17 protein-coding genes and 1 pseudogene are annotated in these 20,073 nt (G+C 68.1%); 6 read left to right on the forward strand and 12 right to left on the reverse strand.

The annotated features are described in order from the left end of the window. Positions 1 to 5 precede the first annotated feature (5 nt). From EPO55_RS15400 to EPO55_RS15420, 5 genes are all read right to left on the reverse strand, one after another. Positions 6 to 950, reverse strand: a complete 945-nt coding sequence (locus tag EPO55_RS15400) for an SMP-30/gluconolactonase/LRE family protein (RefSeq protein WP_296337837.1) — start codon at positions 948 to 950, stop codon at positions 6 to 8. Positions 951 to 1,054: 104 nt separating this feature from the next. Continuing rightward, on the reverse strand, positions 1,055 to 2,728 hold the full coding sequence (locus EPO55_RS15405; protein WP_296337838.1) for a hydantoinase B/oxoprolinase family protein: 1,674 nt from the start codon (positions 2,726 to 2,728) through the stop codon (positions 1,055 to 1,057). Then, positions 2,725 to 4,791, reverse strand: coding sequence for a hydantoinase/oxoprolinase family protein (locus EPO55_RS15410; RefSeq protein ID WP_296337839.1), 2,067 nt, complete (start codon positions 4,789 to 4,791; stop codon positions 2,725 to 2,727). The genes EPO55_RS15405 and EPO55_RS15410 overlap by 4 nt, the downstream gene beginning before the upstream one ends. Further along, entirely contained in the window at positions 4,791 to 5,762 is a 972-nt protein-coding gene (locus tag EPO55_RS15415) for a tripartite tricarboxylate transporter substrate binding protein (protein ID WP_296337840.1), read from the reverse strand. The genes EPO55_RS15410 and EPO55_RS15415 overlap by 1 nt, the downstream gene beginning before the upstream one ends. A gap of 42 nt (positions 5,763 to 5,804) precedes the next feature. Further along, on the reverse strand, positions 5,805 to 6,953 hold the full coding sequence (locus EPO55_RS15420) for an aminotransferase class V-fold PLP-dependent enzyme (RefSeq protein WP_296337841.1): 1,149 nt from the start codon (positions 6,951 to 6,953) through the stop codon (positions 5,805 to 5,807). 192 nt (positions 6,954 to 7,145) lie between these two features. On the opposite strand from EPO55_RS15420, the gene EPO55_RS15425 reads away from it, so the two are divergent. The 4 genes from EPO55_RS15425 (at position 7,146) to EPO55_RS15440 (ending at position 11,504) form a co-directional block, all read left to right on the forward strand. Continuing rightward, positions 7,146 to 7,397, forward strand: a complete 252-nt coding sequence (locus EPO55_RS15425; protein ID WP_296337843.1) for a DUF1127 domain-containing protein — start codon at positions 7,146 to 7,148, stop codon at positions 7,395 to 7,397. Between the two features lie 182 nt (positions 7,398 to 7,579). Beyond that, entirely contained in the window at positions 7,580 to 8,338 is a 759-nt protein-coding gene (gene otsB / locus EPO55_RS15430; protein ID WP_296337844.1) for a trehalose-phosphatase, read from the forward strand. Beyond that, positions 8,335 to 10,134, forward strand: a complete 1,800-nt coding sequence (locus EPO55_RS15435) for a glycoside hydrolase family 15 protein (protein ID WP_296337845.1) — start codon at positions 8,335 to 8,337, stop codon at positions 10,132 to 10,134. The genes otsB and EPO55_RS15435 overlap by 4 nt, the downstream gene beginning before the upstream one ends. Then, entirely contained in the window at positions 10,119 to 11,504 is a 1,386-nt protein-coding gene (locus tag EPO55_RS15440) for a trehalose-6-phosphate synthase (RefSeq protein WP_296337847.1), read from the forward strand. The genes EPO55_RS15435 and EPO55_RS15440 overlap by 16 nt, the downstream gene beginning before the upstream one ends. 4 nt (positions 11,505 to 11,508) lie before the next feature. Here the strand turns inward: EPO55_RS15440 and EPO55_RS15445 are convergent, their stop codons facing one another. From EPO55_RS15445 to EPO55_RS15465, 5 genes and pseudogenes are all read right to left on the reverse strand, one after another. Beyond that, the gene (locus EPO55_RS15445; RefSeq protein WP_296337848.1) at positions 11,509 to 12,138 is read right to left on the reverse strand and encodes a pyridoxamine 5'-phosphate oxidase family protein; all 630 of its coding nucleotides are present in this window, start codon (positions 12,136 to 12,138) and stop codon (positions 11,509 to 11,511) included. A 50-nt stretch (positions 12,139 to 12,188) separates the two neighbouring features. Then, complete coding sequence (locus EPO55_RS15450; RefSeq protein ID WP_296337849.1) at positions 12,189 to 13,595, reverse strand: bifunctional serine/threonine-protein kinase/universal stress protein; 1,407 nt, start codon at positions 13,593 to 13,595, stop codon at positions 12,189 to 12,191. 3 nt (positions 13,596 to 13,598) lie between these two features. Continuing rightward, a pseudogene (locus EPO55_RS15455) lies at positions 13,599 to 14,339 on the reverse strand (metallophosphoesterase family protein). Between the two features lie 19 nt (positions 14,340 to 14,358). Then, a complete protein-coding gene (locus EPO55_RS15460) occupies positions 14,359 to 15,735 on the reverse strand; it encodes a CoA transferase (RefSeq protein WP_296337850.1) in 1,377 nt (458 codons plus the stop codon). Then, positions 15,732 to 16,457, reverse strand: a complete 726-nt coding sequence (locus EPO55_RS15465) for an alpha/beta hydrolase (protein WP_296337852.1) — start codon at positions 16,455 to 16,457, stop codon at positions 15,732 to 15,734. The genes EPO55_RS15460 and EPO55_RS15465 overlap by 4 nt, the downstream gene beginning before the upstream one ends. A 58-nt stretch (positions 16,458 to 16,515) precedes the next feature. Here EPO55_RS15465 and EPO55_RS15470 point away from each other — a divergent pair, with 58 nt between their 5' ends. Both EPO55_RS15470 and feoB read left to right on the forward strand, forming a co-directional pair. Beyond that, complete coding sequence (locus EPO55_RS15470) at positions 16,516 to 16,794, forward strand: FeoA family protein (protein ID WP_296337853.1); 279 nt, start codon at positions 16,516 to 16,518, stop codon at positions 16,792 to 16,794. Next, positions 16,791 to 18,665, forward strand: a complete 1,875-nt coding sequence (gene feoB, locus EPO55_RS15475) for a ferrous iron transport protein B (RefSeq protein WP_296337854.1) — start codon at positions 16,791 to 16,793, stop codon at positions 18,663 to 18,665. The genes EPO55_RS15470 and feoB overlap by 4 nt, the downstream gene beginning before the upstream one ends. Here the strand turns inward: feoB and EPO55_RS15480 are convergent. Further along, the gene (locus EPO55_RS15480) at positions 18,662 to 19,021 is read right to left on the reverse strand and encodes a DMT family protein (protein ID WP_296337855.1); all 360 of its coding nucleotides are present in this window, start codon (positions 19,019 to 19,021) and stop codon (positions 18,662 to 18,664) included. The genes feoB and EPO55_RS15480 overlap by 4 nt on opposite strands. Positions 19,022 to 19,029: 8 nt before the next feature. Then, a complete protein-coding gene (locus EPO55_RS15485) occupies positions 19,030 to 19,995 on the reverse strand; it encodes a tripartite tricarboxylate transporter substrate binding protein (protein WP_296337856.1) in 966 nt (321 codons plus the stop codon). Positions 19,996 to 20,073: the final 78 nt, after the last annotated feature.

The following is a 20,073-nucleotide window of genomic DNA, read 5'->3' on the forward strand; positions in this document are numbered from 1 at the left end:
ACCGATCAGCCGCCGGGCGCGCCCTGGGTGTTGACGTAGAGCGCATAGAGCGAATGGCTCGCCGTCATGAACAGGCGGTTGCGATGGCGGCCGCCGAAACAGAGGTTGGCGCAGCGCTCCGGCAGGTCGATATGGCCGATCGGCTTGCCGTCCTTGTTGAAGATGCGCACGCCGTCGAGCTCGGCATTGCCCATGCCCCAGCCGCACCACAGGTTGCCGTCGACATCGACACGGAAGCCGTCGGGCGAGCCGCCCGGACCGGCATCGATCAGCACCTTGCCGCCGCTCATCTTCAGGCCGTCGGCGGAAACGTCGTAGGCGACGATCGTGCGATGCGGCTCGGCGCGCGAGGCCACGACATAGAGCTTCTTCTCGTCGGGCGAGAAGGCAAGGCCGTTGGGGCCGGGAATGTCGTCGGCCATCATCGTGAGCTTGCCGGTCGCCGGATCGAGGCGATAGACGGCGGGCTTGTTCTCGCTCGCGGCCTTGTGGCCCTCGTAGTAGCCCAGGATGCCGAACACCGGATCGCTGAACCACACCGAGCCGTCGGACTTCACCACGACGTCGTTGGGCGAGTTCAGCGGCTTGCCGTTGTAGGAATCGGCCAGCACCGTGATGGCGCCGTCATACTCGAAACGCACGATGCGCCGCGCATCGTGCTCGCAGGCGATCAGCCGGCCGCGGCGGTCGCGGGTGTGGCCGTTGGCATTGTTCGAAGGCTTGCGGAACACCGAGACCGCACCGGTCTCCTCGTCCCAGCGCAGCACGCGGTTGTTGGGGATGTCGCTCCACAGGAGATAGCGGCCGTCGCCGAACCAGACTGGCCCCTCGGCCCAGCGGCAGCCGGTGTAGAGCCGTTCGACCGACGCCAGCGCCAGCCGGTATTGGCCAAAAGACGGGTCGAGCACGCGCACCGCCGGATCGGGGTAGCGTTCATTCGGTTGCCACATCGTCGTTTCCTCGTTCATTTCTTGGCGCGGATGCTACAGCCGGCGGGCCGTCCGCGCTCGTCGTTCTTGGAATAGCTGCTGCGACCGTCGGTCGGGCCGGCCGCTCAATCCCCCTCGACCCCGTAGTCGGCTTTCGCCTTTTCCTTGCTGACCAGCCCCAGCCGCACGTCGCGTTCGACCTGGGCGCGGTCGCGCTTGGCGGGATCGCCGAAGCCGCCACCGCCCGGCATCTCGACCACCAGCCGCTCGCCGGCCGGGATGGTCTGGAAGCCCTTGGCCTTCATCACCTCGCCCGAGGCCAGCGACAGCCGGCCGTTGGCGCCCGGCTTGCCGCCATCGCGGCCACGCGCCGGATGCTTTACGCGCTCGAAGGTGGCGAAGATGCCGAAGGGCGCGCCCTCGCGGTGCTCGACCTCCATCACCTGGCCCAGCCCGCCGCGATACTGGCCGGCGCCGCCGGAGTCCTGGCGGTATTCCTTCTTCCACACCACGACGGGCGCGATGGTCTCGGTGATCTCGACCGGCACGTTGCGCACGCCCGACGGGAAGGGCGTGGCCGAGAGCCCATCCAGCGTCGGCCGGGCACCGGTGCCGCCGGAATGGAAAGTCGTCACCATGAAGGGCCGGCTGTTGCCGATGGTGCCGGTCATGCCATGGCCGGCGCCGAGCTTCAGGTTCCAGAGGTTGGAGGTGCCCTCGGCCGGCACGCGGCCGGGGATCACCTGGTGCAGCGCATCGAAGCAGACGTCGGGCAGCATGTGGCCGATCGTGCTGCGGGCGTTCACCGCAGCCGGAAACAGCGCATTGACGATGGTGTTCTCGGGCGCCGTCACCAGGATCGAATCGAGCGTGCCGGCATTGTTGGGAATGGTCGGCGCCACGACGCATTTGATGCCGAAGGCCGTATAAGCCTCAGTGTAGCACATCGGCGAATTGATGCCGTAGATCGACGAACCCGAGGTGCCGGCATAGTCGACGGCGATGTGGTCGGCGTGAATCGAGACCGCGGCATGCAGGTCGATCGGCGCATCGTAGCCGTCGATCCGCATATGGCCCTTCCAGGTGCCACGCGGCAGCTTGGAGATGGCCGCCACCATGCCGGCGCGGCTCTTCTCGATGATGTGGTTGCCGAGCTCGTCGAGATTGTCGATGCCGTGCTCGGCCATCATGCCGGAGAGCCGCTTTTCGCCGATGCCGTTGCAGCCGATCAGGGCATGAAGGTCACCCTCGACCTGTACGGGCTCGCGCACATTGGCGCGCACGATGCGCATCACGCTCTCGTCGATCACGCCTTCGCGCATCAGCGGCAGCAGCGGCAGGAACAGGCCTTCGTGGAACACCTGCCGCCCGTCGGGCGACTGCCCCAGTCCGCCGATATCGACCACGTGGGTGGTGCAGGAGAACAGCGCCACCAGCTTGCCGTTGTGGAACGCGGGCGAGGTGACGACGATGTCGTAGAGATGGCCGGTGCCCTTCCACGGATCGTTGGTCACATAGGCGTCGCCCGGCTTCATGGTCTCGACCGGGAACTCGCGGATAAAGTGAATGACGCTCCGCGCCATCGAATTCACATGGCCCGGCGTGCCGGTGACGGCCTGCGCCAGCATCTGGCCCTTGAGGTCGAACACGCCGGCCGAGATGTCGCCGGCCTCGCGGGCGCTGGTCGAGAAGGCGGTGCGCACCAGGGCGCGGGCCTGCTCCTCGACCACCGACAGCAGCCGGTTCCACATCACTTGCAGGCGGATGTCGCCCAATGAGGAGTTGGGGGCCGTGCTCATGCGATGTCCTCCAGGACGATCTGGCCGACGGCATTGATGCGGGCGGCAAAGCCCTGCGGCACCACCGTCGTGGTGCCATCCTCGACGATCAGCGCCGGCCCGTCGAGGGACATGCCGGGCCTGAGCGCCGTCCGTTCGTGGATAGCAGCGTTCTCGCGCCGGCCGCTCGCCGGATCCAGAACCTCGCGATGGCCGACCGGTGCGGGGGCGGCGCTCTTCGCCAGATCCTTCACCGGCTTGGGCAGCGGCCGCGCGGTGGCGATCGACAGCGTCCAGGTCAGCGCCTCGACCTCGAGCTTGGGGATGGCGCGGCCGAACACCGTTTCATAGGTCGCCTCGAAGCGGCGGCGCAGGTCGGGCGCGGCATCGGCGGCGAAGGCGGCGTTGGGCAGGGGCACCGCGATCTCGTGGCCCTGGCCGCGGTAGCGCATGAAGGCGTGGCGCGTCTCGACCAGTTCCTCGCCGGGCGCCGCCGGCCGCACGACGGCCTCGGCTTCGGCGCGCATGGTGGCGAACAGCTCGTTCAGCATCTTGGCGTCGAACATGTCGAGCCGGATATGGCGCGTGCGCACCACCTCGTAGGCGATCGGCGCGCGGAGGAAGCCGAAAGCGGAGCCCACGCCGGCGCCGACCGGCACCACGACGCGCTTCATGCCGAGCTTGCGGGCCAGCCGCGCGGCGTGGAGCGGTGCGGCACCACCAAAAGCGATGAGGGTGCGGTCGGCAGTGTCCTTGCCGTTCTCGACGGCGTGCACGCGGGCCGCACTCGCCATGGTTTCGTCGACGATCTCGGCCACACCCGCCGCCGCGCCCTGGGCATCGGTCTTGAGTGCGACGGCCAGCGCCTGCAGCGAGGCTTTGGCCTTGTCGGGATAGAGCGGGAGGGCGCCGCCGGCGAAACGGGCGGGATCGAGTCGGCCCAGCGCCGTGTCGGCGTCGGTTACCGTGGGTTCGGTGCCGCCATTGCCGTAGCAGGCGGGGCCGGGAACGCTGCCGGCCGAATCGGGGCCGACCTGGATGCGGCCCAGCGCATCGAGCCGGGCGATCGAGCCGCCGCCGGCGCCGATCTCGACCAGTTCGATCACCGGGATGCGAACGGGGAGCCCGCTGCCCTGTACGAAGCGATAGGCGCGCGCGACCTCGAACTGGCGCGAGCGCTGCAGTTCCAGATCGTCGAGCAGGGTGAGCTTGGCCGTGGTGCCGCCCATGTCGAAGGCGACGGCCCTGGCCACCGCGTTCTCGGCTGCGACCGTGAGCGCCAGGATGGCGCCGCCGGCCGGGCCCGATTCGACCAGCCGCACGGGGTAGCGTCGCGCCGTGTCGACCGTGGTGATGCCGCCCGACGACATCATCAGCAGCAGGGGGCCGGCGATGCCCTCTTTCTTGAGGTCGCGCTCGAGCTGGCCGAGATAGCCCGCCATGCGTGGCAGCACGTAGGCGTTGGCGATGGTGGTCGAGGTACGCTCGTACTCGCGGATCTCGGGGCAGACCTCGCAGGAGAGCGAGATCGCCACATCCGGCAACTCCTCGGCCAGGATCGCGCCGGCGCGGCGTTCGTGCGCCTCGTGGGTGAAGCTGTGCAGGAAGCAGACGGCCACCGCCTCGATCTTGCGCTGACGCAATTCGATGGCGACGGCGCGCACGGCCTTCTCGTCGAGCGCCAGCAGCACGGCGCCGTCGGCCGCCACGCGCTCCGGGATGCCGAAGCGCAGGTCGCGCGGTACCAGCGGTTCGGGCCGCTCCATGTAGATGTCGTACTGCTCGAAGCGGTGCTCCCAGGCCATCTCGACCGAATCGCGGAAGCCGTCGGTCGTGAGCAGGGCGGTGCGTGCGCCCTTGCGCTCGATCAGGGCGTTGGTGGCGAGCGTCGTGCCATGCACCACCAGCGTCACGTCGGATGCCGCGACCTTGGCTTCGGACAGGATGGCGCGCACGCCGTCCAGCACCGCGCGCTCGGGCGCGTCGGGCGTCGTCAGCAGCTTGATGGAATGGGCCGCTGTGCCGGTTTCCAGCACCACGTCGGTGAACGTGCCGCCGATATCGACGGCCAGGCGAGCGGACATCAGTTGGCGTCGATCTTGATGTTGCCCTTGGCGACGACGTCGCCCCAGGTTTTCAGGTCGCGCTGCAGGTAGGCGATGTAGTCGGCGCGCGACAGGGTCGCGGGATGGAGCCCGTTCTCGTCGTACTTGGCCTTCACGGCCGGGTCGGCCATGACCTTCAGGATCGCGGCCGTCAGCACGGCCATGACCGGCTCCGGCGTCTTGGGCGGAGCGGCGATCGCGTACCAGTTCTCGGCCTGATAGCCCGGCACCACTTCGGCGATCGCCGGAGTCTCGGGCAGGACGGGCCAGCGCTCGGGCGAGGTCACGGCCATGGCGCGGGCCTTACCGCCGCGGATCAGGCCCAGGGTGGCGGGGTCGCCGAAATAGGCGTCGACGATGCCGGCGGCGAGATCGTTCAGGGCCGGTCCGGTGCCACGATAGGGCACGTGGATCATCTTCAGGCCCGACATCTGCGTGAACAGCTCGCCCGCGAGATGCTGGCTGGTGCCGATGCCACCCGAGGCCCAGCGCAGCTCCTGGCGTTTCGCCAGCTCCATGAACTCAGGCAAAGTCTTGGCCGGCAGGTCGTTGCGCACCGCCACGATGAAGGGCATGCGCACCAGCCGCGTGATGTGTGACAGCGCCATCGGATCGTAGGGCATCTTGCGCAGATGCGGTCCGGCGGTGAGCGTGCCGACGCCGGTGAGGGAGAGCGTGTAGCCGTCTGGCGGGGCGTGCGACATCGCTTCGACGCCGATGATGCCGCCGGCGCCGCTCTTGTTCTCGATCACGATCGGCTGGCCGAGTTCCCTGGACAGCGGCTCCATCAGCAGGCGCGCGGTGAGGTCGACGCCGCCGCCGGGCGGGAAGGGCACGATGATCTTGATCGGCCGGCTGGGAAACTTGTCCTGCGCCCAGGCCTGACGCAGAGCCGCCGCGGCGGGCAGCATCGTGGCTCCGATCAGCAACGCGCGACGACTGGTACGCATGGCAATCCCTTCCCCGTTATCCCCGCGCGAACGTATCACAGCTCAGCGGGCGACGCGCTTGAACGTCTCGACGAAGCGGTCGACGTCTTCCTCGTCGTTGTAGACGTGCGGGCTGATGCGCAGCCGACCGAGTCGCGGTGCGGCATGGACGTTCTCCGCCGCGAGCCTCTGCGGCAGGTCGTCGGCCATGCCCTTGGGGAAGTGCAGGCAGAGCAGATGCGGTGCGCGGAGCTTGCGGTCGAGCACGCGCACGCCCGAATTTCCGAGGCCCTCGGCCAGCCGGTCGGTGAGCATGCCGAGTCGCTCCACGATCGGCCCATTGCCCCAGCCCGCCATCATCTCCATGCCGACCGCGGCCATTTCGAGCGTGATGAAGTGGTCGCGTTCGCCCATGTCGTAACGGCGCGCGCCGTCGGCATAGGAGAGATCGCGGAAATAGACCTTCTGCTCGGCCGCCACGCCCTTGCGCGCCGGAGCGGTCTGCTCGAGCGGCACGCCGTTCTGGTGGCGCTTGGCGACATACATGAAGGCCCGGCCGTAGGGGCCGAGGACCCATTTATAGGTCGGGAAGATCAGGAAATCGGGATCGAGCGTCTTCACGTCGATGCGGCGCACGCCGGCATCGTGCGTGGCGTCGATCAGCAGGGCAGCACCCTTGGCCTTGGCCGCCGCCGCGACGCGCGGCATGTCGAGCGCGCCGCCGTCCGACCAGTGGACCGAGGAAATCGAGACCAGGCCGAGGGGCGCCGCACCGTTGCGTTCGATCGCCTCCAGCACGGCCGAGGTCCAGTCGCCGTCCGTCGGCTGCGGCACGGGCTCGACGGTAAAACCGCCGGCCTCGGCACGGCTCATCCACTCCAGCACCGGCGAGGTATGGTCGTCCTGCAGCACCAGCACACGGCTGCCGCGCGGGATCGCCAGCACCTTGCCGGCGGTCGACACGCCGTAGCCGACGGAGGGGATCAGCGCCACGTCGACGGGATCGGCGCCGATCAGAGCCGCCGCCGCCTTGCGCGCCCGCTCGTGCTGGCCGGCCATGAACTGGCCATCGAGCTTCCACGGCTGGCCTTTTCGGCCGACGCCGGCGCGGCCGGCCTCCTGCACCGCGAGCGGCAGGGGGCTCCAGGCGGCAGCATTCATGAAACAGACGTCGCGCGGAATGTCGAACAACGCGCGTTGGGAGGGGAGCATCTCTCAATTCTCCATCGATCGGTGTGACGGCAGCCTAGCCTGTCCCGGCACCCATACCGGCACCAGAAAACCTATAGGCAGACCCTACTCAATGCCCACGCGAGGACCACGCGCGCGTCTGATTACCTGCCATGTCATTGAGAGGCTGGCGGACCGCGCCCAAGTTGAGCCCATCAACCCAAGGAGGGATCGATGAGCTTCCAGTCCCGCGATCGTCTCACCATCGAGCCGGATCTGTTCGTGACGCCGGCCGGCGCCGTGACGCCACCGTCATTCCGCAAGCGCCTCGCCGTCACCGTCGCCGTATGGCGCGAGCGCACGGTGGCCAGGCGCTGCCTGGCGCAGATGGACGCCCGCAGCCTGCGTGACGCCGGCATCTCGCCCGCGGCGGCCGCCTTCGAATCGGGCCGGCCGTTCTGGCAGAAGCTGGGCGGGCTGCGCTAGCTGCGTTCGCCACGGTATCGCCACGCGGCTTTTTGCGGAACCCGGATCGACGACAGGCGTTAAGTCCTCACGCGCAAGACGGGGCTGCTCGCCGGAACGCCCCGCAAGCGGCGTGTTGTGGTCATAGGTCCCCTCGCGCCCGAGATGAAGTTGATCATTGGCGCAAAGGGGGTACGGCCAGGATGACACCACCTGAACTCGACCCGATGTCGGCGCTGTTTCTCGATCTCGACGGGACGCTGCTCGAGATCGCGGCGACACCGGAGTTGGTCATCGTGCCGCCCGTCCTGCCGGACTTGCTGTTTCGTCTTCATCGTCTGCTGGCCGGTGCGCTCGCCATCGTGACCGGTCGGCCGCTTGCCATCGTCGATCGTCTGCTCGCGCCATTCTCGGCCAGCGCCGCGGGCGAACACGGCGTCGTGCTGCGCTACGAAGATGGCACTTTGGAAGAAATGCCGGCGGGCCTTGCCATGCCCGAGGTCTGGCGTGAGTCGCTGGCCGTCGCCGCCGAGCGATGGCCCGGCGTGTTGATCGAGGCCAAGCCGCATGGCTGCGCCGTCCACTATCGGCTGGCGCCCGAGCATGGCGACGATGTGTGGCGCCTGGTGCGCGCACTGGTGGCTGACGATCATCCGTGGTTTCGGCTGATCCCGGCGCGCGAGGCGGTCGAGATCGGGCCGCGCGCCGCCTCCAAGGGGCATGCGGTCGAACGCCTGATGGCGTCTGCGCCCTTCGCCGGCCGCAATCCGATCTTCGTCGGCGACGATTTCACCGACGAGGCCGGCATGAATGCAGCGCGTGGCTTCGGCGGACAGGGGCTGCGCGTTGCCGAGTTCTTCGATGGCGACCCCGCCGCCGTTCGCGCCTGGCTGAAGCGCGGGGCGGACCTGCTTGATGGCCGGCCTGTCGTGAGCACGGTGCCCACTGGGGTCAGGCCATGAGCAGCCTCGATCTCGGCGTCGTCGGCAACTGCGCGATCGCCAGCCTGATCGATCGCAACGGGCGCCATGTGTGGCATGGGCTCGGCCGGCTCGACGGCGATCCGGTATTCAATGCGCTGCTGGGTGGCGATGATCCGCAAAGCGGGTTCATGGACGCCGTCGTGGCGGGTGCCAAGAACGGCCACCAGCGCTACCTGCACAACTCCGCCATCCTCGAAACCACGATCGACGGCGCCGGCGGCACCGTGCGCATCATCGACTTCGCGCCGCGCTTCCGCCGCTTCGGCCGCATGTTCCGCCCGCCCATGCTGGTGCGCCGGCTGGAGCCGGTGGCCGGCCGGCCGCGACTCGCGTTGCGCCTGCGGCCGACCTTCGGCTACGGCGCGCACCGTGCGCAGTTTACGGCCGGCAGCAACCATGTGCGCTTCTTTGGCGATTCCTCGGTGCTGCGGCTCACAACAGACGCGTCGATCAACTACCTGCTGCACGAAACCGAGTTTTCGCTCGACCAGCCGGTCACGCTGCTGGTCGGCGCCGACGAAAGCATCACCGACAATCCCGACACGATCGCACGCTCCTTCCTCGCCGAGACCGAGGCCTACTGGCAGACCTGGGTGCGTGATCTCAACATTCCATTCGACTGGCAGGCCGCGGTGATCCGCGCCGCGATCACCCTGAAGCTCTGCAGCTTCGAGGACACCGGTGCGGTGCTGGCCGCCCTCACCACGTCGATACCCGAGGCGCCGGGCACGCCACGCACCTGGGACTACCGGTTCACCTGGCTGCGCGATGCCTTCTTCACGGTGACGGCGCTCAACCGCCTGTCAGCGACGCTTACCATGGAAAGCTACGTGCGCTTCATCATCGACATCGTCGAAGCCGGCAGTACGCGTGGCGAGGTCCATGCGATCGCACCGCTGTTTCCCATTGCACCCGGCACCGACACGACCGAACGCCTGGTCAATTCGCTGCCGGGCTATCGCGGCTTCGGACCGGTGCGCGTCGGCAACGCCGCCGTCGGTCAGCGCCAGAACGACACCTACGGCTCGATGGTGCTGACGGCGGCGCAGATGTTCTGGGACGAGCGTCTGCCACGCCAGGGCGATCTCGAGCTCTATCGTCAGCTCTGCGTCGTCGGCAGCGAAGCACATCGCGCGGCGCTGACACCCGATGCCGGCCTGTGGGAGTACCGCGACCGCGAAGAGGTGCACACCTTCTCGGCAGCGATGTGCTGGGCGGCGCAACATCGCCTCGGCTTGATCGCCAAGCGGGTCGGTGTCGACGCCGAATCACGCGAGTGGCTGGCGCGCGCCGGCGTCCTGCGTCAGGAGGTGTTGAAGCGCGGCACGACATCGGAAGGTTGGCTGTCGGGCGTGCTCGACCGCGACATGCTCGACGCCTCGAGCCTGGTGCTCCCCGAGATCGGCCTGTTGCGCTCCGACGATCCGCGCTTTCATGCCACGCTCGACGCAGTCGGCAAGCGGCTGACGAGGAACGGCTTCGTGATGCGCTACGCCGAGGCCGATGACTTCGGCAAGCCGTCCAATGCCTTCCTGCTCTGCACCTTCTGGTACATCGATGCGCTGGCAAGCGTCGGCCGCCGAGACGAGGCGCTGGAGCTGTTCAACAATCTGCTCGGCCGGCGCAACCACGTCGGGCTGCTTTCGGAGGACATCGATCCCCGCACCGGCGAACTGTGGGGCAACTTTCCGCAAACCTATTCGCAGGTCGGGTTGATCCTGTCGGCGATGCGCCTGTCGAGAAGCTGGGAGGAGGGGCTGTGGCGCGCCTCGTGATCGTCTCGAATCGGGTGCCGATCCCCAAATCGCGAGGTGCGACCGCGGGTGGACTGGCCGTTGCGCTGCGCGATCTCCTGATACCGGGCTCGATGTGGTTCGGCTGGAGTGGCCGCCTCGCCGCCGAGCCCGCCTCGCAACCGTCGCTCGTCGAGGCGCGCGGCGTCACCTACGCCACGGTCGATCTCACGGCCGAGGCGCATCGCAGCTTCTATATCGGCTTTGCCAACGGTGCGTTGTGGCCGCTGCTGCACTTCCGGCTCGGGCTGATGCATTTCCGCCGCGAGGACTATGCCGGGTATCTCGCGGTCAATGAGAGCTTCGCGGCATCGCTCGGCCAGGTCGTCAAGTCCGACGACACCGTCTGGGTGCACGACTACCACGTCATTCCGTTCGGCCGGATGCTGCGCGAGCAGGGCTTCGCCGGGCCGCTGGGCTTCTTTCTGCACGTGCCGTTCGTACCGCCGTCAGTGCTGGAGGCCATGCCGGTCGCGCGCGACCTGGTGGCCGATCTCTGCGCCTACGACGTCGTGGGCTTCCAGACCGAGGAGCACGCCCGTGACTTCCGCGATTGCGCGCAGCGCATGCTGGGGGCCACGGTCGATGGCGAATGGATCCGCCTCAATGGCCGTCGCATGCGCGTCTTTGCCGATCCGATCGGCATCGACGCGGAGGGTTTCGCGCGGGACGCCGGTCGGGCGGCCAACGACAAGCTGGTGCAGAGGGTGGCTGGCAGCCTGGCCGGACGCGCGCTCATCGTCGGTGTCGATCGCATGGACTATTCCAAGGGTCTGCCGCAGCGCTTCGAGGCCTTCGGGCGCCTGCTCGAGAAGCATCCCGAGCACCGCCGCAGGATCCACTTCCTGCAGATCTGCCCGCGGTCGCGCGAGGAGGTCGACGAATACCGCAAGCTGCGCATCGATCTCGACCGGCTGGCGGGCCGGATCAACGGCAAGTTCTCCGAGTTCGACTGGACACCCCTGCGCTACAGCGCGCGGGCGGCGCCGCGCATGACGCTGGCGGGCCTCTACCGCCTCGGGCGGATCGGCGTGGTGACGCCGCTGCGCGACGGCATGAACCTGGTTGCCAAGGAGTTCATCGCCGCTCAACCCGACGAGGATCCCGGCGTTCTTGTCCTGTCGCGGTTCGCCGGCGCGGCGCACGAGCTCACCGAGGCCCTGGTCGTCAATCCCTTCGACCCCGACGCCATCGCCGATGCCATGCACCTGGCGTTGACGATGCCGGCCGGCGAACGCAAGGAGCGGCACGCCGCGCTGAAGGCAAAGGTGTTCCTGACCACGGCCCAGGTCTATTGCCGGCGCTTCCTCGACGCACTGGCCGCGCGCTCCCTTGTGCAGGCGGCAGCCTAGCAGCTTACCACATGGTCTTGGCGGCGCGGCCCGACCATTCGCGATCGTAGGTCTCGCCGCCGACGCGGTCGTGGCTCAGCGCCGCCAGGATCTGGCCGGCGCTGGGCAGGCTCTTCGGGTCGATATGGCGCGCCGGGTTCCATAACTCGGAGCGCACCAGCGCGCGGGCGCACTGGAAATAGACGGCGTCGACCGTCATCACCATGACCGAACGTGGCGCCTTGTCCTCGACGGCAAAAGAGTCGAGCAGTTCAGGCTCGACGCTGATCCGGGCGCGGCCGTTGACCCTGAGCGTGTTGCCGACGCCCGGGATCAGGAACAGCAACGCGACCCGGGGATCGCTCACGATGTTGCGCAGCGAATCGATGCGGTTGTTGCCGCGCCGGTCGGGCAGCATCAGGGTCTTCTCGTCGTGCACGCGCACGAAGCCCGGCTTGTCGCCGCGCGGCGAGCAGTCGAGCCCCTCCGGTCCCGCGGTCGCGAGCGAGGCGAAGGGCGAGGCCTCGATGTAGGCGCGATACTGCGGCGTGATCCGCGCCACTTCCTTGACCGTGGAAGTCTCGCCGGGCTGGCCATAGAGCGCTTCCAGGTCGGCGATGGTGGTGAGGGTGTGCGGGCTGAGCGGGTCGGGCATGGCATCCTCGCGAAAGGGAGCGCGCACGCTGTCGAAACCGGCCGCCAGAATCAAGCCACGCGGTGCCGCGGCCGGATCACCGTGACGCTGCAAGGTGCGTGTCCCGCGACCTCGGCCGAGACACTGCCCAGAAGGCTGCGCAACGCCGAGTCGGCCCGTGCGCCCAGGATGACGTGGTCGACCCGGTTGGCGCGGACATGGTCGAGGATCGCCTCGGCGGCGCGGCGTCCTTCCAGCACGTGGAAGGTGATGCGGCCTTCGGCGAGGCCGAGCGGGGCTGCCCAGTGTTTGAGGTCGATCAGCCGCGTGACATGCTTGTTGCGCCCTTCGGTATCGAGCGAACTGTCGAGCGACATCCGGCTTGGTTCGAGCACGTTGAGGCAGGCGAGACGCGCGCCGGGCAAGGTCGCCAGGACCTGTCTGGCCGCCGTGCGCAGTGCCTCCGCGAGGTCGGGCGGCGTGCGGTCGAAGTCGATGGCGACCACGACGATCGGGGCGTCCGCTGCCTGTCTGGCGGTTGGGCTGCCGAACAGGTCGACGGACACCGTGCCGAGGTCGAAGCGTCGCTTCAGGGCGGCGAGGTACGAGTGACGTTCCATGCGCTCGGCGCGTGCCGTCAAGGCGATCTGGTCGGGATGCTGCAGGTCGAGGGCGAGTTGCGTCGCCGTCGGGTGCCGCCGCGCCGGGTCGACCTCGAGGCAGCGCAGGATCGTCTCCTGCAACCAAGGCGGCAGATCGGGCCGCAGGCGGCGCGGCGGGACGGGATCGCGCCAGATCCGCCGCTTGAGTGGCCGCATGCCCACTGGGTCGCCGAACGGCAGCACATCGGTGGCGAAGAAATACATCAAGACGCCCAGCGCGAAGAGGTCGGAGCGTGGCTCGCGGCGATTGCCCATCACCTGCTCCGGCGCCATGTAGGGTGCCGTGCCATAGGGTACGCGGAACTCCTCCTCCATCAGGTCGGGCAGCCGGCCATGGCGCGACAAGCCGAAATCGATCAGCACGGCCCTGCCGTCGGGACGGAACATGATGTTCGAGGGCTTTACGTCGAGATGGACGACGTGCTGGCGGTGCAGATCGTCGAGCGCCAGAGCGATGCGGGCGCCAAGCTCGGCAACTTCGGCGGGCGCCAGCGGCAGATCGGCAAGGCGCGAGACCAGGGACTTACCCGATATGCGCTCCATGACGATGTAGGGCCGGACCTCGAAATCTCCGGCGGCGATGACCTTCGGCACATGCGGACCCGAGAGCCGCGGCAGGATCATCTGCTCCATCTCGAAGCTAACGATCGCGGCGGGATCTTCGCCCTCGTTGAGCAGTGGCGCCTTCATCACCAGGGGAATTGAATGGTCGGGGTCGGTCACCTCCCAGAGCGTCGCCATACTGCCGACGTGCAGGCGCTGGCCGACCGTGAAGCCGTCGATCGTCTCGCCGGACTGCAGGCGGACTCCTGTCATGCCTCAGCGTCCCGCGAACAGTCGCCTGGCCAGCCCCTCAGGCAGGCCGGCGCGTCGGATCTTTTCGGCCGTGGCATCGATGTCGTAGGGCACCCGATGGCAGGTGAGTTCGCGGCGCGCGGTGTCGAACATCGAATAGGCTGCTGCCGGATTGCCGTCGCGCGGCTGGCCGACCGAGCCCAGCACGGCGAACCAGCGCCGTCGGGCGGTCAGCGCCACGGCGACGCCGTCCGTCGGCCGGAAGGTTGCCGTGCGTCCGAGCGGCGCCACGCCGTAGAGTGCCGGCAGATGGACGTGGCCGCAGAAGGCATATTTGGCCGACGTAGCTTTCAGACAACGCTCGGCGTCGTCGGCCCCGAGAACGTAGCGCCAGCGCGTACCCGCCGGCACTTCGGCATGGACGTAGAGCCGGTCCTCGTCCTCGATCTGCAACGGCAGATCTTCGAGGAAGCGGCGGGCGGCGTCGCCGAGCTGACCGCGCGTCTAGGCGATGGCGACGGTGGCGTCGGGGTTCATGCGTTCGGATGGTTCGGCGATGGCACGATCATGGTTGCCTTGCAGCGCCACGGCGCCCTTGCCGACCAGATCCATGATCGTGGCGAGGGTCCAGGCCGGGTCGGCGTTGTAGCCGACATGATCGCCGAGGAAGACGTGGCGCTCGGCGCCGTGGCGGCCCGCATGGGTGAGGCAAGCCTGGAATGCCTCGCGGTTGGCATGGATGTCGGCCATGAGGGCGATGCGCATGGCCGCACGATCGGCGCGGTCAGGCCCACCGCGCCGGCGAACTGCCGAGCGGCTCCGCGGGGCGGGCATAGAAGGCGGGCGTCTCGCTCAACTGCACGATCGGCCGCAGATGGTTCAGCCGGCCGAACGGGCCGACGCTCTCGGTGATCAGGCTCGCAAGCTCGTCGTCGGTCAATTCGGCCGCGCCTTTGCTGCCATCGATGGTGCCGAGGCTCGCGATCCAGTGCGCGACCTGGACCAGCGAGACGCGCACGAGCCACGACCCGCCCTGCTCGACGCGGCGAGCGAGGCCGACCATGGCGCCCAGGGCGGCGAGGTAGCCGGCGATATAGTCATTGGCCTGCACCGGCATGTTGTGCGGCTTCTCCAGCGTTCCCTGTGTCGCGGAAAGGCCGGTGACGTTCTGCACGATCGAGTCGAAGCCGCGCCGCGAGGACCAGGGGCCTTCGTGGCTGTAGGCGCAGATGCTGACGCAGACGATGCCCGGTCGCAGCTCGGCCAGCCGCTCCGGCGAAAAGCCGCGCGCGGCGAGCGTGCCCGGCCGGTAGCCCTGGGTGAAGACATCGGCCTCGCGCACCAGGCCGGCCAGCGTCTCGATGCCGGCCGGTTCGCGCAGGTCGAGCCAGGCGCAGCGCTTGCCGTGGCCGGTGTCCATGAGGATCTCGGTCTGGTAGGGCAGGTGCTGTGCCGCGATGTGAAGGACCTCGGCACCGTTCTCCGCCAGCACGCGGCCACTGGTGGGGCCCGCCAGCACGCGCGTCAGATCGAGCGCCCGTATGCCGCTGAGCGGCCGGTCGCCTCTCGGCAGCGGCCGCGGCGGCGCCTCGCCGATCTTGACGATGTCGATCAACGGCAGCCTGGCGACGGCGATGCCGTGCGGATGGGCGTTCCATTCGTCACGGCTGCGCACGAGGCCACCGACGCAGCCGCCCGAAGCGATCGCCTCCTCGATGGCGAGGCCGTCCCACTTGGCGACGGCCTCCGCCAGCGCCTCGCGCGTCTCGGCCTTGGCGCCCGAGATACGTAGCGCGCCGGCGCGGTGGTGCGGATGGTTGGTGTGCAGGAACATGGTCCGGCCGTCGCGCGTCGGGTAGTGGCCGGCCAGCGGATCCCACGATACAGGCTTCTCGCCGTTCTGCCGCACGTAGGTGTTGGAGCGCAGCGAGGCCGCGGCGGCGCGCAGATCGATGCTCACGGACTGCGGCTTGCCGGTCCGCAAACGCCAGAGATCCGAGACGGCGAGGCCCACCGCGCCCAGGGCTGCCGATCCGGCGCGGCCGATGCGCCACGGCGTCACGAACACGGGATCGTCGCCGCCGCTGATCGCCAGGGAATCGTCGGCGCGTCGGGTGCGGCCGAGCTGGCCAAGGACGTCGTGGGCGAGATCCTGGCTCACTTGTCCTCCCACGTATTCGGCATGATCCGGGTCAAGAGCGCCATCAGCGCATCGGGGCAGGTGATGTGGGGATTGTGGCTGGCGTCGAGCTCGTAGGATTTCCAGCCGGCCTCGCTCTTGGCGCGTTCGCTGAACTGGCGGAAGACGTCGCCCGGTCCGTTGCGCGTTGCATAAATATAGTGGCGCGGTGGCGGCGGCTCGTTCGACTCGAGTTTCAGCTTCTGCTCGAAGGTCCGGATGGGCTGTGGCCGGCGGCGCGGGCTGGCCCAGGCGACATCCTCGGGCGCGGTGTCGGGCGGCATCGGATTGATGGGAAGCCGCCAGCCGTCGCCGTCCTTGACGGCCCCGGCGCGCATGTTGGCCTCGGCCTTGGGGCCTACCAGATCGAACAGGCTCTGGCCGTCTTTGGGGGCGAAGGCGTCGATGTAGACCACGCGCGCAATGCGCTCGCGTGCCTTGTCGACGACGCCGGTCGCGACCATGCCGCCATAGGAATGGCCGAGCAGGGTGACGTCGGTCAGGTTCTCGATCTCGAGCACCGCCAGCACGTCCTGGATGTGCGTCGACAGGTCGATCTCGGGGCGGGCGAGATGAGCGCGCTCGCCGAGTCCTGTGTAGCTCGGCGAGAAAAACTCGTGGCCGGCGGCCCTGAACAGAGGTCGCATCTTTTTCCAGGCCCAGGCTGCGGACCAGGCGCCATGCGCCAGAACGATCGTTCCCATCGCCTCTACCTCCCTGCTGGAAAAGCCTCTTTCCCAGTGCTATTACGAATTAGTCGCAATGTCTGCCAGACCAACCATAGCATTAGGTGATGCGCGCGTGGGCTTTCGCGGCCGCATCGAGGCGCTCTCCGCCGAGCACGTCGGGGGCGGCCTGCCGGGTCCCGAGCTGGAACGCCGGTTGATCGAACTGGGCTTCGTCGAGGGCGCCGATGTCGAGCTGCTGCACCAGGGCCTGTTCGGCAGCGACCCGATTGCGGTGCGCGTGGCACACGCGACCATCGCGCTCCGCCGGCGTGAGGCCATGGCGATCCTTGTGAGCGCCGAGATCCCGACGTGAACACCGTCGCTTCCCTTGCCGCTCCCACTGTCGCGTTGGTCGGCAACCCCAACTGCGGCAAGACGGCGTTGTTCAACGCGCTCACCGGCAGCCGCCAGAAGGTCGCCAACTATCCCGGCGTCACAGTCGAAAAGAAGGTCGGTCGCCTGACCACGCCGGCCGGCCGCGTCGTGCAGATCGTCGACCTGCCCGGCACCTATTCCTTGCGCGCGCGCTCGCCCGACGAGGAGATCACGCGCGATGCCGTGCTCGGGCGCCTGGCGGGCGAGGTCGCGCCCGACCTCATCGTCTGCGTCGCCGATGCCTCCAACCTGCGGCTGGCACTCCGCCTTGCGCTGGAACTGAAGCGCGTCGGCCGGCCGGTGATGCTGTCGCTCAACATGATGGACATCGCCCGCAAGCGTGGCATTGAGATCGACGCGGCTCGCCTGTCGCGCGACCTCGGCGTGCCGGTCGTGAGCTCGGTCGCGGTGCGCCGCGGCGGCACCGACGAGCTGCTGCGCGAACTCGACGGTGCGCTGGCCAGCCTGCCGGCGGCCGGCGCCTCCTCGTGGTGCGCGCCCGACGCCGGCGAATTGCGCGGCGGACAGCACGAGGCCGACCGGTTGCTGTGCGCGGCGGTGCGCCGGACCGGCGAGCGCGATGCCGGCACGGCGCGGGTCGATGCCGTGCTGCTGCATCCCGTGGCGGGCCTCGCCATCCTGCTCGCCATCCTTTTCGTCATGTTCCAGGCGGTGTTTGCCTGGGCAACGCCGGGCATGGATGCGATCGAGGCGGGCTTCCATTGGCTGGGCGACTTCGTCGAGATGGCGCCGCTACCCGACCTGCTCAAGAGCTTCCTCAAGGACGGGCTGATCGGCGGTGTCGGCAGCGTGCTCGTGTTCCTGCCCCAGATCGTGATCCTGTTCTTCTTCATCCTGGTGCTCGAGGACCTGGGTTACATGGCACGCGCGGCGTTCCTGATGGATCGCATCATGGGGGGCGCCGGCCTGCATGGGCGCGCCTTCATCCCGCTGCTGTCGAGTTTCGCCTGCGCCATCCCGGGGATCATGGCCACGCGTGTGATCGACGATCGTCGCGATCGTCTCACCACCATTCTGGTGGCGCCGCTCATGACCTGCTCGGCGCGTATCCCGGTCTACACGCTGATCATCGGAGCCTTCATCCCCGATCGCGACGTGTGGGGCTTCGTCGGCCTTCAGGGCCTGGTGATGTTCGGACTGTACGCTACGGGCATCGCGGGCGCGCTCGCCGTGTCGTTCGTGCTGAAGCGCCTGATCTGGCGAGGGTCGGCGGGCGAGCCCTTCATGCTCGAGTTGCCGGACTACAAGATCCCGCGGCTGAAGAGCCTTGCCATCGGCCTGTGGACGCGCGCTGCGATCTTCGTCAGGCGCGCCGGCACCATCATCCTCGCCATGATGGTGTTGATCTGGCTGCTGGCGACGTTCCCGCAGCCACCGGAGGGCGCCACCGAGCCCGCCATCAACTACAGCCTGGCTGCCATGATCGGATCGGCGATCCAGCCGCTGACAGCGCCGCTCGGCTTCAACTGGCAGATCAATGTCGCGCTGATCCCCGGCATGGCGGCACGCGAGGTGGCGGTCGGCTCGCTCGGCACCATCTACGCCATCAGCGGCGGCGAGGAAGCCGTCGACAAGATCGGCCAGGCACTCAGCGCGCAATGGAGCCTCGCCACGGCGCTGGCGTTCCTCGCTTGGTACGTGTTCGCGCCGCAATGCGCCTCGACGCTCGCCGTCATCCGGCGCGAGACCGGCAGCTGGACATGGATGTGGGTGACGTTCTTCTACATGCTGGCGCTGGCCTATGTGGCAGCCTTCGCCACCTACCAGATCGCGTCGGCGTTCGCCTAGGCTGGAATCGGCCCCTTGAAGACGAAGAAGGCGCCAGCGCAGATCAGGGTGAAGCCCACCAGGTGATTGAGCGTGATGCGCTCGCCAAGATAGAGGACCGAGAAGGCGGCGAACACGGTGAGCGTGATCACCTCCTGCATGGTCTTGAGCTCGGCGGCGGAATAAACCGTATGGCCCCAGCGGTTGGCGGGCACGGCGAAGCAGTATTCGATGAAGGCGATGCCCCAGCTTGCCACTACCACCAGCCACAAGGGCCTGTCGGTGAACTTCAGATGCCCGTACCAGGCGAACGTCATGAAGATATTTGAGATCAACAGCAGGACGATGGGCGTGATGGCGGGTGGCAGCCAGGTCATCGGCAGGTCTACTCCGGTTTGATTCCGAGCTTCTTGATCAGCGGCACCACGGCCTTGTCCTCGGTGTCGAACATCGCCGCCGTCTCCTGCGGCGTGGTCGGATAGGCCTCAGCCGTGAGATCAGCGAAGCGCTTCACGACGGCCGGGTCCTTCAGGACCTTGACCATCGCCGCGTTGAGCTTGGCCACCACCTCGGGCGGCATTTTGGCCGGGCCGAACAGACCGGTGAAGGTGCTGAAGGTGAAGTTCTCAAGGCCCTTCACGCCCGACTCCTTCATCGTCGGCACGTCGGGCAGCTCCGGGATGCGCTTGTCCGAGGAGACGGCGATGGCGCGCATCTTGCCACTCCTGATGTGGCCGATGGCGGCGTTGACCTGGTCGACCTGGGCCGTCACCTGGCCCGCGATCACGTCGATGCTGGCGGCGCCCGACCCCTTGTAGTGGATCAGCGTGTATTTCGTGCCGGTCGCATCGCCGATCAGCTCGAGCGCCAGGTGGTTGGTGGTCCCGATGCCGGAATCGGCCACCGGAAACTTGCCGTCGCGGCCGAGCGCGATGAAGTCGGCCATGGTCTTGATCGGCGAGCTCGGCGTCACGAGCAGGACGGCCGGCACGCGCTGTATGTGGCTGATCGGCGTGAAGGCGGTGCGCCAGTCGTAGGGCGCGTTGCCGTAGATGGCGGGCACCGCCACCAGCGAGTTGGCCGACACCAGCAGCGTGTATCCGTCGGGCGCGGCGCGGGCGACGACGTCGCTGCCGATCATGCCGCTGGCGCCGGCCTTGTTCTCGACCAGCACGGTGACTCCCAGCACATCCTTCAGCTTGTCGGCGATGATGCGGGAGGTGACGTCGATATTCCCGCCCGGGGCGTAGGGCGCCATGATCCTGATCGGCTTGTCGGGGAATTCCGCAAGCGCCGGCCCCGGGCCGACGACGAGGCCGAAAAGGCCGGCGAGAATTGCAATGACACGCATGGGAAGGGTTTCCTCCTGATTTCCTTGTCGCGAGCCTAGAAGAACGCGATCTGCGAGTGGCCGCAACAGGCGATCACA

Origin of the sequence: Reyranella sp. (assembly GCF_004296935.1) — a bacterium.
Taxonomy (GTDB): domain Bacteria; phylum Pseudomonadota; class Alphaproteobacteria; order Reyranellales; family Reyranellaceae; genus Reyranella.

Bases quoted from the DNA above. Each gene is read 5' to 3' on its own strand.
- EPO55_RS15400 (WP_296337837.1), bottom strand. From the start codon at position 950: ATGTGGCAACCGAATGAACGCTACCCCGATCCGGCGGTGCGCGTGCTC.
- EPO55_RS15405 (WP_296337838.1), bottom strand. From the start codon at position 2,728: ATGAGCACGGCCCCCAACTCCTCATTGGGCGACATCCGCCTGCAAGTG.
- EPO55_RS15410 (WP_296337839.1), bottom strand. From the start codon at position 4,791: ATGTCCGCTCGCCTGGCCGTCGATATCGGCGGCACGTTCACCGACGTG.
- EPO55_RS15415 (WP_296337840.1), bottom strand. From the start codon at position 5,762: ATGCGTACCAGTCGTCGCGCGTTGCTGATCGGAGCCACGATGCTGCCC.
- EPO55_RS15420 (WP_296337841.1), bottom strand. From the start codon at position 6,953: ATGCTCCCCTCCCAACGCGCGTTGTTCGACATTCCGCGCGACGTCTGT.
- EPO55_RS15425 (WP_296337843.1), top strand. From the start codon at position 7,146: ATGAGCTTCCAGTCCCGCGATCGTCTCACCATCGAGCCGGATCTGTTC.
- otsB (WP_296337844.1), top strand. From the start codon at position 7,580: ATGACACCACCTGAACTCGACCCGATGTCGGCGCTGTTTCTCGATCTC.
- EPO55_RS15435 (WP_296337845.1), top strand. From the start codon at position 8,335: ATGAGCAGCCTCGATCTCGGCGTCGTCGGCAACTGCGCGATCGCCAGC.
- EPO55_RS15445 (WP_296337848.1), bottom strand. From the start codon at position 12,138: ATGCCCGACCCGCTCAGCCCGCACACCCTCACCACCATCGCCGACCTG.
- EPO55_RS15450 (WP_296337849.1), bottom strand. From the start codon at position 13,595: ATGACAGGAGTCCGCCTGCAGTCCGGCGAGACGATCGACGGCTTCACG.
- EPO55_RS15465 (WP_296337852.1), bottom strand. From the start codon at position 16,457: ATGGGAACGATCGTTCTGGCGCATGGCGCCTGGTCCGCAGCCTGGGCC.
- EPO55_RS15470 (WP_296337853.1), top strand. From the start codon at position 16,516: ATGTCTGCCAGACCAACCATAGCATTAGGTGATGCGCGCGTGGGCTTT.
- EPO55_RS15480 (WP_296337855.1), bottom strand. From the start codon at position 19,021: ATGACCTGGCTGCCACCCGCCATCACGCCCATCGTCCTGCTGTTGATC.
- EPO55_RS15485 (WP_296337856.1), bottom strand. From the start codon at position 19,995: ATGCGTGTCATTGCAATTCTCGCCGGCCTTTTCGGCCTCGTCGTCGGC.